Genomic DNA, 15,419 nt, shown 5'->3' with positions numbered 1-15,419 from the left:
GGTTAAAGCACATGTCCCATGCGCTCGCCCATTACCAATACAGACTCAGCTTTAAAACGTTCTTCCCATTCAATCTTATCTTTTTCAAATAAAATAACTGCTGTAGAACCTAAATAAAAACGTCCAAGCTCAGCACCTTTCTCTAGCTTTAACTGATGATGCTGCAATTCGATACGGCCTGAAGGTTTTACCTTGCCTGTTGCCACAGTTTCAATACCAGCAACAATCATTGCACCCACTAGAACAACCGCCATACGGCCAAGTTCAGTATCAAACAAACACACCATACGTTCATTACGGGCGAATAAACCCGGTACATTTTCAGCAGTCACCTGATTTACTGAAAATAGCTCGCCTGGTACATACAACGTTTCTGTTAATGTCCCTGCAAATGGCATATGTACACGGTGGTAATCGCGTGGTGATAAATAAACAGTGGCGAACTTACCGTCTTGGAATGGCTGAGCAAGTTGTGGATCACCAATGAGTTTCTCTACAGAGAAACTTTGGCCTTTTGCTTGAAATACTTCACCTGCAGTGATCTTACCAATTTGGGAAATCGCGCCATCGGCTGGTGAAACGATGCTATCTGCATTCTCATCAACCAAACGTACACCTTCTTTTAATGCACGGGTAAAAAAATCATTAAAAGATTTATATTTCAGTGCATTGCCTTGTTCAGCAATCGATAAATCAATCCCATATTTGGCTTTAAACGCATGAATAACAGCGGTTTTAATAACTGGATTTTCACTCGCAGCAACTTTACCTACCACACGGCTCAATTGATGCTGTGGTACAAGGTTTTGTGCCTTAATAAATAATTCTTTTTTTAATCGAGATGTGAAACTCACGACGGTGATTCTCCAGTAATAATAGGACTATCGAGGCGATTGCCCCATTCACTCCACGCACCATCATAGGCTTTTGCTTCCCAGCCCAAGAGTCTAGCCAAAATATAGGCCAAACCGGAACGGTGATGTGACTGGCAGTACACGACTACAGGTTGTTGTAAATCGAACCCAAGTTGTTCAAGGCGCTGCCGCGTGCGTTCAAGCGGATGCAATTTTAGATGATTTTCACGATTAAGTGCAGTACTCCATTCAAAATGGAGAGCATTTGGAATGTGACCGCCGCGTCGCGCTGCTAAACGGACGCCACTATATTCATCACTTGTGCGACAATCCCACAGTTGCACACTTTCTTGCTCAACTTGTTTGCGTAACTCTTCATAGTTCACTCGGAACTGAGCAGCATGCGATAAATCGATTTGAATTAAGTCTGCAACAGGAGAAAATTTTTCGACTTCTGCCGTAGTAGGCAACCCTGCTCCTAACCATGCATGGATACCACCATTAATTAAACTGGTACGGGTGAATCCTAAGCAGTGCAAATTCCAGATTAAACGCCCAGCCCATGCTCCGCCCTCATCGTCATAAACCACGACATGGTGATTGGGTGAAATATTCAATTTTTCAACAAGTGCTTGTAAACCCGCTTCATCTGGCAAAACACCAGTGGCTTCTTCGTGCTGAGTCACTAACCATTTAGGCTGTAAGTGAATAGCATGCGGAATATGTAGTTGTTCATAAACCGACGCACGGCTCAAATCTATAATGCGAATATATTCATTGCCTAAATAAGGCACCAACTCTTCTGCTTCTATTAATAAATCGAGTTTAAAATCAGGGAGGGTCATCGTCATGGTTTCTTTTTATACCAGCTTAATTTCATATTAGCATAAGCATATATCTAAAAAACTCTGATTTCCTGCTACGCTTTAGCAGAAAATCAGATATTGGCATTCTCAGTTTTAAAAATAAAAATAGTGAGACTACTTTTTACTTAAACCACTTCTTCAAGTTCTTCGATTTCAAAAACCTGACGTAAATAGGCTAAGAAAGTATCGTTATCAGTCATGGTTTTACCCGGACTATCAGAGATTTTCGCAACTGACTGACCATTACATTCAACGAGTTTCAACACAATATTGAGCGGCTTTTGCCCCATGTCATTGGTCAAATTAGTTCCAATACCAAAACTCACCTGAAAACGATCTTTAAAGTATTGATGTAATTCCCACGCCTTTGGCAAATCAAGACCATCGCTAAAGGTCAGCATTTTGGTTTTAGTATCAATTTTTAATTTACGGTAATGTGCATAAGCCTTATCACCCCATTCATACGGGTCGCCACTGTCATGACGTAAACCATCAAATAGCTTTGCAAAATACAGGTCAAAGTCGCGTAAGAAGGCATCCATCCCCACCACATCAGTTAGGGCAATCCCTAAATCTCCACGATACTCTTGTACCCATGTTTCTAAAGCTGCTTTTTGGAAATCACGCAAGCGGACATCAAGCGCCTGAAACGCTTGTAAAAACTCATGTGCCATGGTTCCAATTGGTGTAATGTTAAGCTCTTTAGCCAGTAATACATTACTTGTACCACGAAACACATTTGGTACAGTTTTATGAAAAGCTGCCACAACATGTTTTTGCCATTCAAAGCTATAGCGACGACGTGTACCAAAATCAGAAACTAAAAACGGTGGATCATTCGGCTGCTGAGATTTTTCATATTGCTGAATCAATTCGAGTTTTGCTTGTAAACGGCGTTCGCCTTCGGCCCAAACTTGATCTGTTTTGATACGGCTAAAATATAACTCGTTTACAATCGCCAGAACAAAAATCTCGAACATCATGGCTTGAACCATCGGACCTTCGATACGAATATCCAAACGACCTTCGGCATCAATACTTGCCTGAATAAAACGTCGTTTGAGTTGGAATAATTCTAAATAATCGACAAAGTCGCTTTTAATAAATCGTAATTTTCGTAAATATTGTAGCTCGTCTTCTTTATATTTGAGATTACATAAATGGTCGAGTTGCTCGTTTAAGTCATCCAAAATATCCACTAACGGATAAACTGTATCTTCTAAGTTTCTGCAACGAAAATGATAGACACTATGTGTTTGCGGGAATTTATGCAAAACCACTTGTAGCATCGTAAATTTGTACAAGTCTGTATCTAGTAAAGAATGGATAATTGGAGACATAGTCAATGATTATTCGCTTGCTTCTTAGCATTAAAGCATATTTTTATGGATGAATTGCGAGGTTTTATACCATTGTTGCAGTTCCATGAAATTTCCTTTTAAAAATCATTTAATTTAAATTCTGCTAAACTACGTTAATTCAATTAATTATAGAAATTTGCTTTAATTATGCGCGCTTTAATACAACGAGTTCTTGAAGCCAAAGTGGTTGTAGACGGTGAAACTACAGGCGAAATCCAACACGGCCTACTGGTATTTTTAGGGATTGGCCGAGATGATACTTTGGCTGTTGGCCAAAAGCTTATTGATAAGATTTTAAAATATAGAATCTTTGATGATGAGCAAGGCAAAATGGGCTGGAACGTGTCTCAAGCAAATGGTGGAATTCTGCTCGTGTCACAATTTACTTTAATGGCACAAACACAAAAGGGTTTACGGCCAGACTTTGGCCCAGCGATGCCACCTAGTGACGCAAAAGCACTATACGAACAATTGGTTGAATATGCGCATTCTCAATTTGAAAATGTTCAAACTGGGATATTTGCTGCTGATATGAAAGTACATTTAATAAATGATGGTCCGGTGACATTCAATCTGGAAGTAGAAGCGTAAATATAAAAAAACTCCCAAAATGGGAGTTTTTTTATATCTGGATATTAGCGACCAGTTTTCTCTTTAATGAAAGCACGCGCTTGACGTACTTTCTCTTTAACTGGTTTTGGTAACTTAGGTGGAATGAGCTTAGCAACTTGGTTAAACCATACCAATAGGCTGAAATCACCTTCCATTTTAATACTGCCTTCTTGCATACCCGTCATAAATGCTGTTGGGTCACCTTTGATCAAAGTTTTTACACCTTGCTCACTGTCTGCAAATTGCAAAATAAAATCAGCCTTTTCAGGTGCGCCTGCAACCGTGTCAATCTGGCCATTATTAATAATAATCTGACGTGCAACACCTAAATCCGTACCAATCTGAATACGGAAAGCGCGGTCATGAATCAGTTCAATAAACTTAGGGCTAGTACGTGCCAATTGCTTCATACGCAGCACTAAACCTGCTACCAATAAATCTAACGGGTCTGTACTGACATCAACGAGAGGTAACTTGACTACAGGTATAGAAGAAAGTTTCATGAACATTCACGCCTATTGTATTTTTATGAAAACTTTAGAGCAAAACTTAGCAAGGACATACCATTGCTTATGTTTTATGCATCAATTGATAATTTTTTAGCTGGCAACGCAATCTGGATGAGACGTCAACAGACCTATCTATCGTAGCATAACTGGCTATTTTTTAATAAATGCTTTGTATAATAAAAATCATGTTTCGTAAATAAAAAAGGCATGCTGTGCATACCTTTTTACCGTTAGATAACAATTTAATTATCGGCTAGAACATTGCTGCTGATCATCTTCATATACTGGCGTGTGTTCTATATATTGGCGATTTGCCAAAGCCTTTTGTGCTTGTTTATCCTCACGTAACAAAATAAATGTAACCATTACCATCGCTAGACTTAGTGCAGTTAAATAACTATAGGTGACTGGCATTTCAAAAGTGACTTGAACTCCAAAACGGACCACTTCCAATAGCCCCCAAAAGAACATCCCTGCAAGCATAAAACCAAGCCAACGACGGTAAGGAGAAAAGAAAACAGCAACAAGCGCGACAGCAATTAAGCTGAATCCGGCGATAGCGGCAAAATTCGCTGTTACCATAGAAACCTCCGTCTTAATGAAAACGTCTAAAAACATTCGGTCTTTAATACCCGACCTCATTCCAAAAACAACTTTAATTCATGATTTGTGTTGAAGCTTACGATGCATTATGGATGTTTTTTTTTAGAAAAAAAGACCCGTTTTTTCTTAATGCGACATACTTTGTCGCAACATTCTTTTGTCATTACATTTTTGTAAATTTCAAAAAGATCGATTCCCTATATGGCATCAATTCTGGCGTGTCATTACAACAAAATATGCTGTTTTTAAGAACCAAAATAAGTTTTTTTCAGATTTTTTTATTGCCTTTTTTCTGTGCAAAATTTTGTCATAACTTGCTTGTTTTTATGACTATTCTGCATAAAAAAAGCGCTACTCTGAAGTAGCGCTTAAAGCTTATCCCTATGGGTTAAGCACGATTTAAATCTTTATCATGCATACCGAGTAAATACAGCACACCGTCTAAACCAACGCTTGAAATCGCTTGATTTGCGTTTTGGCGTACTAATGGTTTTGCACGATATGCAACGCCTAGACCCGCAATCGCAAGCATTGGTAAATCGTTTGCGCCATCGCCTACTGCCATCGCTTGTTCTAGAGAAATACCCATTTTATTCGCAAGCTCGCGTAGTAACTCAGCTTTACGGGCGCCATCTACAATTGCACCTTTCACTTCGCCTGTTACAAAGCCGTCTTGCACATCTAAAATGTTGGCGTGAACTTCATCAATACCAAGTTTGCCTTGTAGATATTCAGCAAAATACTGGAATCCACCAGATAAAATTGCTGTTTTATAGCCAAGCGCCTTCAATGTTGAAATGAGGCGTTCTGCTCCTTCGGTAATGGTTAAACGCTCAGCAATTTTAGGTAAAACAGCAGCATCTAGACCTTTCAATAATGCAACACGTGCACGGAAGCTTTGCTGGAAATCAAGCTCACCTTGCATCGCTCTTTCAGTAATTTCAGCAACTTGAGCGCCTACCCCTGCTTCAATCGCCAATTCATCAATCACTTCTTGCTCAATTAAGGTTGAGTCCATATCGAAACACACTAAACGGCGGTTACGTCGATACGCATTGTCTTCTTGAACGGCAACATCAATGTTTAATTCACTTGAAAGACGTAAACATGCAGCACGCATGGCTTGTGCATCTAGAGTTGGACCGCTACTTAAACCAAACTGTACACAAGCACGACGTGGGAATTTGTTATCTCTTTCAAAGTCTACACGACCTGATAAACGTGTTACTGTTTCGATGTTAAAGCCTTGGCTAGACACAATTTGTGTAACCGCTTGTAAATGTGCAGCAGTGAGTTCTGGGGCTAAAGCCGTGACGATATAACGAGTCCGGCCACCTTCACTTACCCATTGATCGTATTCTGCGCCCGTGATTGGTTTAAAGCGCACTGTTAAGCCAATATCATGTGCTAAAATCAGAATCTCTTTCATTGCCAATGCGGTTGCAGTTTCATTATCGGAAGCGACCACAATGCCTAATGTAAGTTGATTATGAATAACAGCCTGACCTACATCCAGTATTTGCAATGAATGTACGGATAGTACTTGCATTAATCGGGTAAACTGGTTTGGTTGGTCCGGTCCTAAAAAGGATATAAGAATGATTTCTCGCATGAATTGACTCTAGTCTGAGTGACAACTATTGTAAGAATCATAATCGAATTTCAATATAATTGCCTTGGAAGTTTAACTTGATTGCGCCTAGACAAGGGCTATTTGCTAGCCTACTGATCGTTAGTTTTGCATTGCATACCTTTTTATTGGTCATTGCAACGACACACCAGCTTAATGAAAACCGTGCGAGTCAAGGTCAGCTCATGACCAGCCAGCTCGTTGCAGACAGCTTATCTGAGCTTGAACCTGCCAATACGGTGTCTTTAGCTTTGATTGCTAATCGCTATGCGACCAATCCAAGTGTTGCGTCTATTCGCATTCTTGATGCTAACAAACAGGTTCTAGCAACGAGCGGAATTTCAAAAACCCGCCAAGGCGAGATTTTTGCTCGTGATGCCCTTCAAAATGAAAAGAAAGTGGGGTCTATCGAAGTTACGCTGATTCAGCCAAGTATTGGAGAAATTCTTCGTACTCAATGGCTTGCTATTTTAGCTTCTCTGTTTTTGCATGTTTTATTATGGCTTGCTTATCGCGCGATTGCTCGTCCAACCCGTAGCGAATATCTGGCACGCATTAATGAAGAAAACCGCTTGAAGCATGAAATTCAGCAGTTAACCCAAGCATTGGCGCTAGAAAAACAAAATACGGTCACGTTGGTGGCTCAAGCGCAGCAACAAGCGAAAGCTAAACCAGCAGTTCGCCAACAAGCCGAAAAAACTCCAGACTCAACTGATCAACATACTCTGGCACTTAATATCCAGTTTTATGACCCTAAACAGTTATTAAGCAGCGTTAACCAATCGGTTTCTGTACCGTACTTTAAACTCTGTCAGCTCTTCTTAAACAAGAGTATTGAATTGTGCGTTAAGCATTACCAATTAAAGCTAACAGATATTGAAGTGGTAGATGAGTTTAATGCCGAGGGTGCAACACTTGCGATTTCAACTTCGCATACTCATGCCGTAGAATGTCTACTCATGATTGGAACCGTATTCCAACTACTTTCAGATGTTTTATATAAACGTTACCGCGAAGATAAACGCTTTGCGCTGCAAACTCGCAGTGCAACGTGTAATGCTGTAGAAGCTATGCAGATCGATGCAAAAGAAGCTGCTCAACGTTTAGTACAGCATCTTCATGCAAAAGAGTCTGCATTATATCTTGAGAATGAACAGCTCAAGGCGATTCAAGACAGCTATCAACTTGTTGCAATGCCAAACCCAAGCAATGTGATGACACGTCATGCATTTATGATCAATGGTATGAATGCAGAGTGTGCTGAACTTGCTCAAAATATCCGTACTGAAATTTTAATGGGAAAAAAATCAATCCCACAAAATGACAGTCCAAGTAGTGCAGCTTCATAAAAAGTAATTACGCGCATCAGAACCTAGCCTTTTGGCTAGGTTTTTTTATTTAAATTCATAGCTTTTATTTAAAAATCGCTCCATTTTCTTATGATTTATTTGTATAAATAAATCTTGATCTATTCTTAGGTGCCACAAATTTGGATAAATCAGAATCATAGGCAAAATTATCTAAACAGCGTAAACTATGCAAAATTTATTAAATAGAAATTGTCTTACGACAAAAAAAGGTGAAAGCGAATGCCGCTGAGTCGTGTTGAAGATCTTGTCGCCGATATTCGTGCAGGCAAAATGGTTATCTTGATGGATGACGAAGATCGCGAAAATGAAGGTGATCTTGTCATTGCAGCAACGCATGTTCGTCCTGAAGATATTAACTTCATGATTACCCATGCACGTGGTCTAGTTTGCCTAACGCTTAGCCGTGAGCGCTGTAAACAGTTAAACCTTCCGTTGATGGTTGACCAAAACGGTGCTCAGCACAGTACAAACTTTACCTTATCAATCGAAGCCGCTGAAGGTATTACCACAGGTATTTCAGCAGCAGAACGTGCGCATACAATTCAAGCTGCTGTTGCAGCGCATGCTAAACCAACTGATATCGTACAGCCGGGTCATATTTTCCCATTAATGGCACAACCAGGCGGTGTTTTACATCGTGCAGGCCATACCGAAGCAGGTTGTGATTTAGCACGTTTAGCAGGTCTTGAACCGGCTTCTGTCATTTGTGAAATCATTAATGAAGATGGCACAATGGCACGCCGTGCAGATTTAGAAATTTTTGCCGAGAAGCATGGCTTAAAAATTGGTACAATTGCGGACTTGATTCACTACCGCATGACCAATGAGCAAACGGTTGAACGTCTGGATCAAAAAACCATTCAAACAGAATATGGTTCATTTGAACTTTATCGTTATCGTGAGATTGGTAACCCGGACATTCATTTGGCTTTAGTCAAAGGCGAGCCAAAAGAAGGCGTTACAACAGTACGTGTACATGGTTTTAGCCCAATTCGCGACTTGCTTAAGCTAAATAAAGCTGATGGTGAACCTGCGTGGAATTTAGACCGTGCACTACAGACGATTGCAGCGAGTGATCGCGGTGTTTTAGTCTGGATCGGACAAGATCATTTGCAAGACTTGGGGCCAGCGTTGGATGATTTAAATAAGCCAAAACCGGTGAAATCCAATGCAGCACTTTCACATCAATATCAAACCATTGGTGTAGGTGCTCAAATTTTGCGTGATTTAGGTGTTGAAAAAATGAAGCTTCTTAGCTCACCATTACGTTTCAATGCTTTATCTGGCTTTAATTTAGAAGTAGTGGAATATGTCACTGCTGATCAAATCACAACGAAATAATCGAGGTTGCTATGGCAATTCGCCGTATTGAAGGTTTATTACATCTCGCAAGCGAAGGTCGTTATGCGATTTTAGTGGGTCGTTTCAACAGTTTTGTTGTTGAACACTTATTGGATGGTGCAATCGACACATTAAAACGTCATGGTGTAAATGAAGATAACATTACTGTTATTCATGCTCCTGGCGCATGGGAACTCCCGATTGTTGCTAAAAAATTAGCTACATCAAACCAATTTGATGCAATCATCGCACTTGGCGCAGTGATTCGTGGTAGCACACCACACTTTGACTTCGTTGCTGGTGAATGTGCAAAAGGTTTAGGTGTAGTGGCGTTAGAAAGCAGCTTGCCTGTCATCAATGGTGTATTAACTACTGATAGCATCGAGCAAGCCATCGAACGTTCAGGTACAAAAGCAGGAAACAAAGGTAGCGAAGCTGCTTTAACTGCAATTGAAATGGTTAATTTATTAAAGGCAATTTAAAGCATGTCTCAAACACTGCAAGCCGCTTATGCAGCAAAACGTAAAGCACGTCGTTTTGCTGTACAAGGTATTTATGAGTGGCAAATGAGTCACAACCCTGTACATGAAATCGAAGCACGCACTCGTGCTGAAAATGCAATGCACAAGGTAGACTTAAACTACTATCACGAACTGCTCACACAAGTGATTGCACAGCACGAAGATCTTGATGCATTACTCATTCCGGTACTTGACCGTGAACTTAGTGCACTTGATGGTGTAGAGCTAGCAACATTACGCTTAGGTGCTTATGAGTTACGTGATCATTTAGAAGTACCATATCGAGTCGTTCTAGATGAAGCTATTGAACTCGCTAAACACTTTGGTGGAGCAGATAGCCATAAATACATTAATGGCGTTTTAGATCGTTTAAGTTCAACACTACGTAGTGCTGAAAAACAACAAGCAAACTAACAGGTTTGAAGTTGATATGGCTGAGTTTTCTATTATTGACCAGTACTTTAACAGACAATCTTATACGGATGTCACCTTAGGTATTGGAGATGACTCAGCCTTAATTACCCCTCCTGCAAACCAACAATTGGTGATCTGTGCAGATACACTCGTTGCTGGACGTCATTTCCCTCTCGATACTTCTGCCCATGCAATTGGCTGGAAAAGCGTAGCTGTCAATCTTTCAGATATTGCAGCAATGGGTGCAAAACCGCATAGTATTTTACTCGCGCTCAGCCTCCCTACTATTGACCATGAATGGCTTGAAGGATTCAGTCAGGGAATCTATGACTGCTGTAATCAATTTGGGGTTGCTCTCATTGGCGGAGATACGACCCAAGGCCCTCATCTCACCATTACTGTCACAGCCATGGGCTGGGTTGAAACCGGACAAGCCGTGTTACGTTCAGGTGCCAAAGTCGGTGACTATGTTTGTGTGAGCGGTCAAGTTGGTGATGCAGCGTATGGTTTACAACACCTAGGTCATCCATTACAAAAGAGACTGGACTACCCAACACCACGTTGTCAGCTTGGACAACAGTTGAAGGAGTTAGCTTCTAGCATGATTGATATCTCTGATGGATTAGCCCAAGATTTAGGCCATATTTTAAAAGCCTCACACATCGGTGCTCGGTTATTTTTAGAAAAGTTACCGATTGATTCAACGCTAGAAAAACTAACAGAACAGCAGCGCTGGCAATATGCACTCGCTGGTGGTGATGACTACGAATTATGTTTTACAATAACACCGCAAAATTATGAAAAACTTTTGCAAAAACAACTAGACATTAAGATTACAATGATCGGAGAGATCGTTGAGCAAACACAACTAACTTTTGAGCATTTGGGTTCAGATTACCCATTGCAAATTCATGGATACCAACACTTTGCATAAGCCACCGATTCATTTTAAGGACATGTCTTGGTTCAACCGCTGCATCGTTTTCTGTGGAGTTGGTTTCGGATCTGGTCTCGCACCTAAAGCCCCTGGTACTTTTGGCTCTGCCTTTGCCCTACTCTTCGTTCCAATCTGGCTATCGCTTGGCTTTAACTTAAGCTTGATCGCGATGATTATCATGTCATTGGTCGGGATTTATATTTGTGGTCAAACTGCAAAAGTTATAGATGTACATGATGATGGTCGAATTGTGTGGGACGAATTTGCAGGTCAATCTATTACCTTTCTTCCTCTGCTTTATTTACAACAAATGAATTGGATGTGGGTAATCGGGGGATTTATATTATTTCGGATTTTCGATGTTTGGAAACCTTGGCCTATACGCGTTATTGATCGTCAAGTGCATGGTGGTTTTGGTATTATGCTTGACGATATTATTGCCGGTGTATGGGCTGCTCTTTGTACACTAATTATTATCCATTTGAGTTAAGTCATTAGAGTTATTCATGTCTACTACCGTCATTATTCTTGCTGCAGGCAAAGGAACGCGTATGCGTTCAAAGCTTCCTAAAGTGCTACAACCTTTAGCGGGTCGTCCACTCTTAGGACATGTCATTCAAACAGCAAAAAAAATACATGCAGAAAATATTATTACAATTTATGGACATGGTGGCGACCACGTCAAACAAACTTTTGCACAAGAAAATATTGGGTGGGTCGAACAAGCAGAACAATTAGGTACAGGTCATGCAGTACAAATGACCTTACCCGTACTTCCTAAAGACGGTATTTCATTAATTCTTTATGGTGATGTACCTTTAGTACGTCAAACAACGCTTGAGCAACTTCTTGAAGTATCAAGTAAAACGGGTATTGGCATGATTACTTTACATGTCGACAATCCAACAGGTTATGGTCGTATTGTTCGTCAAGAAGGTAAGATTCAAGCGATTGTTGAGCATAAAGACGCAACAGAAGCTCAGCGCCAGATTCAAGAAATCAACACAGGGATCTACTGTGTTAGCAACGCAAAACTTCATGAGTGGCTGCCTAAACTTTCCAATGAAAATGCACAAGGCGAATATTACCTGACAGACATCGTGGCAATGGCTGTTGCAGATGGGCTAGAAATCGCATCTATTCAACCAGAACTCGCTTTTGAAGTTGAAGGCGTCAATGACCGTTTGCAACTTGCTGCACTTGAACGTGAGTTCCAGCAACAGCAAGCAAAAGAGCTTATGCAACAAGGCGTAACTTTTGCCGACCCTGCACGCTTTGACTTACGCGGTACGGTGAAAGTTGGACATGACGTTCGTATTGACGTCAATGTGATTATTGAAGGCGACTGCGAGCTTGGCGATTTTGTAGAAATCGGCGCTGGTTGTATTTTAAAGAATACCAAAATTGCAGCAGGCACTAAAGTTCAGGCCTATAGCGTTTTTGATGGTGCGGTTGTTGGTGAAAATGCTCAAATTGGGCCATTTGCACGCTTACGCCCAGGTGCTAAATTGGCAAATGAAGTACATATTGGCAATTTTGTGGAAGTTAAAAACACAACAATTGGATTGGGTAGTAAAGCTAACCATTTCACCTATTTAGGTGATGCAGAAATCGGTGCTGAATCGAATATTGGGGCAGGTACGATTACTTGTAATTATGACGGTGCAAATAAACACAAAACCACTATTGGCGATGCCGTTTTTATCGGTTCTAATAGCTCGCTGGTTGCTCCGGTGACCATTGGGAATGGCGCAACAGTTGGTGCGGGTTCTGTGATTACGAAAGATGTAGCCGAACAAAGTCTCTCCTTTGAACGTGCGCAACAAATTTCAAAAGCAAATTATCAACGTCCCCAAAAGGTTAAAAAATAAGAGGATTGAAATATGTGTGGTATCGTCGGAGGCGTTGCAGAACGTTGTGTAACCGAGATTTTAATTGAAGGTTTAAAACGTCTTGAATACCGCGGTTATGATTCTGCGGGTGTAGCTTTACTGAATAACCAACAAATTTTACGTGAGCGTCGTGTAGGTAAAGTTATTAACCTTGCAGATGCTGTTGCTGAACACCAGCTTACAGGGGCTATCGGGATCGCACATACCCGTTGGGCAACACACGGTAAACCAACTGAAAACAATGCTCACCCGCATATCTCTGGTAAGGTTGCTGTCGTACACAACGGTATTATTGAAAACTATCAAGAGCTAAAAGATGACCTTCAAGCTTTAGGTTATGTTTTCACTTCTCAAACAGATACTGAAGTTGTTGCGCACTTAGTTGCTGAAGCTCTAAAAAGCACAGATAGCCTGCTAGACGCTGTTGAAACTGTGATACCACAGCTTAAAGGTGCTTACGCGCTAGGCATTATCCATAGCGATTATCCAGAAGAGCTAATTACTGTACGTGAAGGTTCACCTTTAGTCATTGGCGTAGGTATTGGTGAAAACTTTATTAGTTCAGACCAACTTGCACTCTTACCTGTGACCAACCGCTTTATGTACCTAGAAGAAGGTGATATTGCCCGTCTTACCCGTACTTCAATTGAAGTATTTGCAAATGGTGAGCGCGTTGAACGTCCAGTGAGAGAGCTTGACGCAACCGTAAGTAGTGCATCAAAAGGTGAATACAAACACTACATGCTCAAAGAAATTTATGAGCAGCCAGAAGCAATCAAGCAAACGATTTCTCAAGCACTTGATGGCAATAGCTTACGTGATGATTTCTTGAAAAATGCTGATGCAGATTTCAACAAAATTCAAAGTGTACAAATCATTGCGTGTGGTACAAGTTACCACTCAGGAATGATTGCGAAATATTGGTTTGAACAACTGATTGGCGTGCCTTGCCAAGTGGAAATCGCAAGTGAGTTCCGCTATCGCACCCCTGTAATTGTTGAAAATACACTTTATATTTGTATTTCACAGTCAGGTGAAACTGCTGATACTTTAGCGGCACTACGTGAAACTCAGAAACGTGCGAAAGCAAACAATATCGATATTCAGACTTTGACTATCTGTAACGTTGCTACGTCTTCAATGGTTCGTGAAACTGATCATCACTTATTGACTCTTGCTGGTCCTGAAATTGGTGTTGCTTCAACTAAAGCGTTTACGACTCAGCTTGCTGCGCTGATGTTGTTAATCTTGAAAATTGGTCAAGTGAAACAACGTATTAGCCCTGCTCTTCTTGAAGAAATTACACGTGAGCTATGGCACAGCCCGAAAGTTATTCTTGATACGCTTAAGAATGATCCGGAAATTTTGCGTTTGTCTGAATTATTCGTTGAAAAAAATCACTGCTTATTCTTAGGCCGTGGTACGAATTATCCAATCGCATTGGAAGGCGCATTAAAGCTAAAAGAAATTTCATATATTCATGCTGAAGGCTATGCAGCTGGCGAGTTAAAACACGGCCCATTGGCACTTGTTGATAGCGAAATGCCAATTGTGATTCTTGCGCCAAATGATGAAATGCTTGATAAGCTAAAATCAAATATGGAAGAAGTTCAGGCACGTGGTGGTGAGTTATTTGTTTTCGCTGATGAAAATAGCGGAGTGAATGAAAAAGACCGTCAACACGTTGTACATATTCCAGCAGTAAACGAATGGCTTGCTCCAATTGTTTATAGCGTACCAGTTCAGTTATTGTCTTATCACGTTGCTGTTTTACGTGGTACAGACGTTGACCAGCCACGAAACTTGGCGAAGTCAGTAACTGTAGAGTAATTCAAAAAAGATCATTATTAAGGCATCCCCTGCTTTAATAACTGATTGATTAAGCCCAATATGTATAACTGCATATCGGGCTTTTTATTGCGTTCATACCAGAACATAAAGAACACTACCCTGTGCCACAACCGACTTTTTACTTTTGCGCTGATTTAAAGTTTGAGAGATCATTGCGACACAGAGATAAAGGAGCTAAGCGAACTTAGCCCATTTCATTTTTGTCACAGCGTCGAATGATGCTGAGCATGTTAGGGGCAAAGTCCTGTGGGAGATCAGGACTTTGCAAACTGGTGTGTTTTAAACGTTGCACAGTTTGAGGTGAATACACCTGTGCAAGCTGTTGGCAAATACAAGCACAACTGGCTTGCATGTGTTCACCTGACAAGCAAATTCTTTTAAATTCCTGCTGAGCATTGGCATCAGCATTTGTAATACCGTAAGCACCGACCACAAGGTTTAAAACTAATATAAATTTATGAAGTTTCATATTATTCTCATGATTATTTATATCTTTAAATAAAACAAAAATATGATTGGTCTAAATATTAAAATAATTTTTTAAATAATAATTAACCCTCCCACAAAAATAGGAAAATAAAATAATTAAGATTTTAAAATAAAAATAATTTATAAATTTAAAAATCAGGTAATAGAAAACCCAAATTTTAAATAAATA

General features: G+C 40.4%; 16 protein-coding genes and 1 pseudogene. 10 read left to right on the top strand and 7 right to left on the bottom strand.

Features of this window, described 5'->3' with window-relative positions; all coding sequences use genetic code 11:
• Window positions 1-2 precede the first annotated feature (2 nt).
• The 3 genes from asd to pncB all read right to left on the bottom strand — a co-directional run bounded on the left by asd (window position 3) and on the right by pncB (window position 3,060).
• Window positions 3-854 carry an archaetidylserine decarboxylase gene (asd, locus tag HUN22_RS09630; protein ID WP_174728551.1) on the bottom strand — a complete coding sequence of 284 codons (852 nt, stop codon included), beginning with the start codon at window positions 852-854 and terminating at the stop codon, window positions 3-5.
• On the bottom strand, window positions 851-1,699 hold the full coding sequence (locus HUN22_RS09625; RefSeq protein WP_174728548.1) for a sulfurtransferase: 849 nt from the start codon (window positions 1,697-1,699) through the stop codon (window positions 851-853). The genes asd and HUN22_RS09625 overlap by 4 nt, the downstream gene beginning before the upstream one ends.
• Before the next feature lie 146 nt (window positions 1,700-1,845).
• Complete coding sequence (pncB, locus tag HUN22_RS09620; protein WP_031949654.1) at window positions 1,846-3,060, bottom strand: nicotinate phosphoribosyltransferase; 1,215 nt, start codon at window positions 3,058-3,060, stop codon at window positions 1,846-1,848.
• A 168-nt stretch (window positions 3,061-3,228) separates the two neighbouring features.
• On the opposite strand from pncB, the gene dtd reads away from it, so the two are divergent.
• The gene (gene dtd, locus HUN22_RS09615) at window positions 3,229-3,672 is read left to right on the top strand and encodes a D-aminoacyl-tRNA deacylase (RefSeq protein WP_174728545.1); all 444 of its coding nucleotides are present in this window, start codon (window positions 3,229-3,231) and stop codon (window positions 3,670-3,672) included.
• 44 nt (window positions 3,673-3,716) lie between these two features.
• Here dtd and HUN22_RS09610 read toward each other — a convergent pair whose 3' ends face one another.
• The gene (locus HUN22_RS09610; RefSeq protein ID WP_174728542.1) at window positions 3,717-4,196 is read right to left on the bottom strand and encodes an SCP-2 sterol transfer family protein; all 480 of its coding nucleotides are present in this window, start codon (window positions 4,194-4,196) and stop codon (window positions 3,717-3,719) included.
• Window positions 4,197-4,448: 252 nt separating this feature from the next.
• Window positions 4,449-4,784 carry a ciprofloxacin tolerance protein AciT gene (aciT, locus tag HUN22_RS09605; protein WP_002119105.1) on the bottom strand — a complete coding sequence of 112 codons (336 nt, stop codon included), beginning with the start codon at window positions 4,782-4,784 and terminating at the stop codon, window positions 4,449-4,451.
• Between the two features lie 113 nt (window positions 4,785-4,897).
• Between aciT and HUN22_RS18370 the strand changes: the two genes are divergently transcribed.
• A complete protein-coding gene (locus HUN22_RS18370) occupies window positions 4,898-5,170 on the top strand; it encodes a hypothetical protein (RefSeq protein ID WP_368074553.1) in 273 nt (90 codons plus the stop codon).
• Window positions 5,171-5,193: 23 nt separating this feature from the next.
• Here HUN22_RS18370 and serB read toward each other — a convergent pair whose 3' ends face one another.
• Window positions 5,194-6,417 carry a phosphoserine phosphatase SerB gene (gene serB / locus HUN22_RS09600; protein ID WP_174728539.1) on the bottom strand — a complete coding sequence of 408 codons (1,224 nt, stop codon included), beginning with the start codon at window positions 6,415-6,417 and terminating at the stop codon, window positions 5,194-5,196.
• A 59-nt stretch (window positions 6,418-6,476) separates the two neighbouring features.
• On the opposite strand from serB, the gene HUN22_RS09595 reads away from it, so the two are divergent.
• The 8 genes from HUN22_RS09595 (at window position 6,477) to glmS (ending at window position 14,740) form a co-directional block, all read left to right on the top strand.
• Window positions 6,477-7,784, top strand: coding sequence for a hypothetical protein (locus tag HUN22_RS09595; protein WP_174728536.1), 1,308 nt, complete (start codon window positions 6,477-6,479; stop codon window positions 7,782-7,784).
• Window positions 7,785-8,024: 240 nt separating this feature from the next.
• Window positions 8,025-9,146, top strand: coding sequence for a bifunctional 3,4-dihydroxy-2-butanone-4-phosphate synthase/GTP cyclohydrolase II (gene ribBA, locus HUN22_RS09590; RefSeq protein ID WP_002119278.1), 1,122 nt, complete (start codon window positions 8,025-8,027; stop codon window positions 9,144-9,146).
• An 11-nt stretch (window positions 9,147-9,157) separates the two neighbouring features.
• The gene (gene ribH / locus HUN22_RS09585) at window positions 9,158-9,628 is read left to right on the top strand and encodes a 6,7-dimethyl-8-ribityllumazine synthase (protein ID WP_002119264.1); all 471 of its coding nucleotides are present in this window, start codon (window positions 9,158-9,160) and stop codon (window positions 9,626-9,628) included.
• A 3-nt stretch (window positions 9,629-9,631) separates the two neighbouring features.
• Window positions 9,632-10,081: a transcription antitermination factor NusB gene (nusB, locus tag HUN22_RS09580; RefSeq protein ID WP_002119137.1), complete on the top strand. Its 450-nt coding sequence runs from the start codon at window positions 9,632-9,634 to the stop codon at window positions 10,079-10,081.
• A 16-nt stretch (window positions 10,082-10,097) separates the two neighbouring features.
• Window positions 10,098-11,015 carry a thiamine-phosphate kinase gene (gene thiL, locus HUN22_RS09575; protein WP_174728534.1) on the top strand — a complete coding sequence of 306 codons (918 nt, stop codon included), beginning with the start codon at window positions 10,098-10,100 and terminating at the stop codon, window positions 11,013-11,015.
• Window positions 10,993-11,508, top strand: coding sequence for a phosphatidylglycerophosphatase A family protein (locus HUN22_RS09570; RefSeq protein WP_174728531.1), 516 nt, complete (start codon window positions 10,993-10,995; stop codon window positions 11,506-11,508). The genes thiL and HUN22_RS09570 overlap by 23 nt, the downstream gene beginning before the upstream one ends.
• A 16-nt stretch (window positions 11,509-11,524) precedes the next feature.
• Entirely contained in the window at window positions 11,525-12,889 is a 1,365-nt protein-coding gene (glmU, locus tag HUN22_RS09565) for a bifunctional UDP-N-acetylglucosamine diphosphorylase/glucosamine-1-phosphate N-acetyltransferase GlmU (protein WP_174728528.1), read from the top strand.
• Window positions 12,890-12,901: 12 nt separating this feature from the next.
• The gene (glmS, locus tag HUN22_RS09560) at window positions 12,902-14,740 is read left to right on the top strand and encodes a glutamine--fructose-6-phosphate transaminase (isomerizing) (protein WP_174728524.1); all 1,839 of its coding nucleotides are present in this window, start codon (window positions 12,902-12,904) and stop codon (window positions 14,738-14,740) included.
• A gap of 195 nt (window positions 14,741-14,935) precedes the next feature.
• On the opposite strand, the pseudogene HUN22_RS09555 reads toward glmS, so the two are convergent.
• Window positions 14,936-15,230, bottom strand: a pseudogene (locus HUN22_RS09555) (hypothetical protein).
• Window positions 15,231-15,419: the final 189 nt, after the last annotated feature.

It is taken from the genome of Acinetobacter lactucae (assembly GCF_013344765.1).
In the GTDB taxonomy this organism is placed as follows: Bacteria; Pseudomonadota; Gammaproteobacteria; order Pseudomonadales; family Moraxellaceae; genus Acinetobacter; species Acinetobacter lactucae_A.
Note: the sequence above shows the minus strand (reverse complement) of the source record. Positions and strands in the feature narration are given on the sequence as shown.

What these genes read in the sequence shown, in the direction of transcription:
- aciT (WP_002119105.1), bottom strand. Translation starts at nt 4,784, where the DNA reads ATGGTAACAGCGAATTTTGCCGCTATCGCCGGATTCAGCTTAATTGCT.
- dtd (WP_174728545.1), top strand. Translation starts at nt 3,229, where the DNA reads ATGCGCGCTTTAATACAACGAGTTCTTGAAGCCAAAGTGGTTGTAGAC.
- HUN22_RS09570 (WP_174728531.1), top strand. Translation starts at nt 10,993, where the DNA reads ATGGATACCAACACTTTGCATAAGCCACCGATTCATTTTAAGGACATG.
- pncB (WP_031949654.1), bottom strand. Translation starts at nt 3,060, where the DNA reads ATGTCTCCAATTATCCATTCTTTACTAGATACAGACTTGTACAAATTT.
- ribBA (WP_002119278.1), top strand. Translation starts at nt 8,025, where the DNA reads ATGCCGCTGAGTCGTGTTGAAGATCTTGTCGCCGATATTCGTGCAGGC.
- ribH (WP_002119264.1), top strand. Translation starts at nt 9,158, where the DNA reads ATGGCAATTCGCCGTATTGAAGGTTTATTACATCTCGCAAGCGAAGGT.
- HUN22_RS18370 (WP_368074553.1), top strand. Translation starts at nt 4,898, where the DNA reads ATGTTTTTTTTTAGAAAAAAAGACCCGTTTTTTCTTAATGCGACATAC.
- glmU (WP_174728528.1), top strand. Translation starts at nt 11,525, where the DNA reads ATGTCTACTACCGTCATTATTCTTGCTGCAGGCAAAGGAACGCGTATG.
- nusB (WP_002119137.1), top strand. Translation starts at nt 9,632, where the DNA reads ATGTCTCAAACACTGCAAGCCGCTTATGCAGCAAAACGTAAAGCACGT.
- serB (WP_174728539.1), bottom strand. Translation starts at nt 6,417, where the DNA reads ATGCGAGAAATCATTCTTATATCCTTTTTAGGACCGGACCAACCAAAC.
- thiL (WP_174728534.1), top strand. Translation starts at nt 10,098, where the DNA reads ATGGCTGAGTTTTCTATTATTGACCAGTACTTTAACAGACAATCTTAT.
- HUN22_RS09625 (WP_174728548.1), bottom strand. Translation starts at nt 1,699, where the DNA reads ATGACCCTCCCTGATTTTAAACTCGATTTATTAATAGAAGCAGAAGAG.
- HUN22_RS09610 (WP_174728542.1), bottom strand. Translation starts at nt 4,196, where the DNA reads ATGAAACTTTCTTCTATACCTGTAGTCAAGTTACCTCTCGTTGATGTC.
- glmS (WP_174728524.1), top strand. Translation starts at nt 12,902, where the DNA reads ATGTGTGGTATCGTCGGAGGCGTTGCAGAACGTTGTGTAACCGAGATT.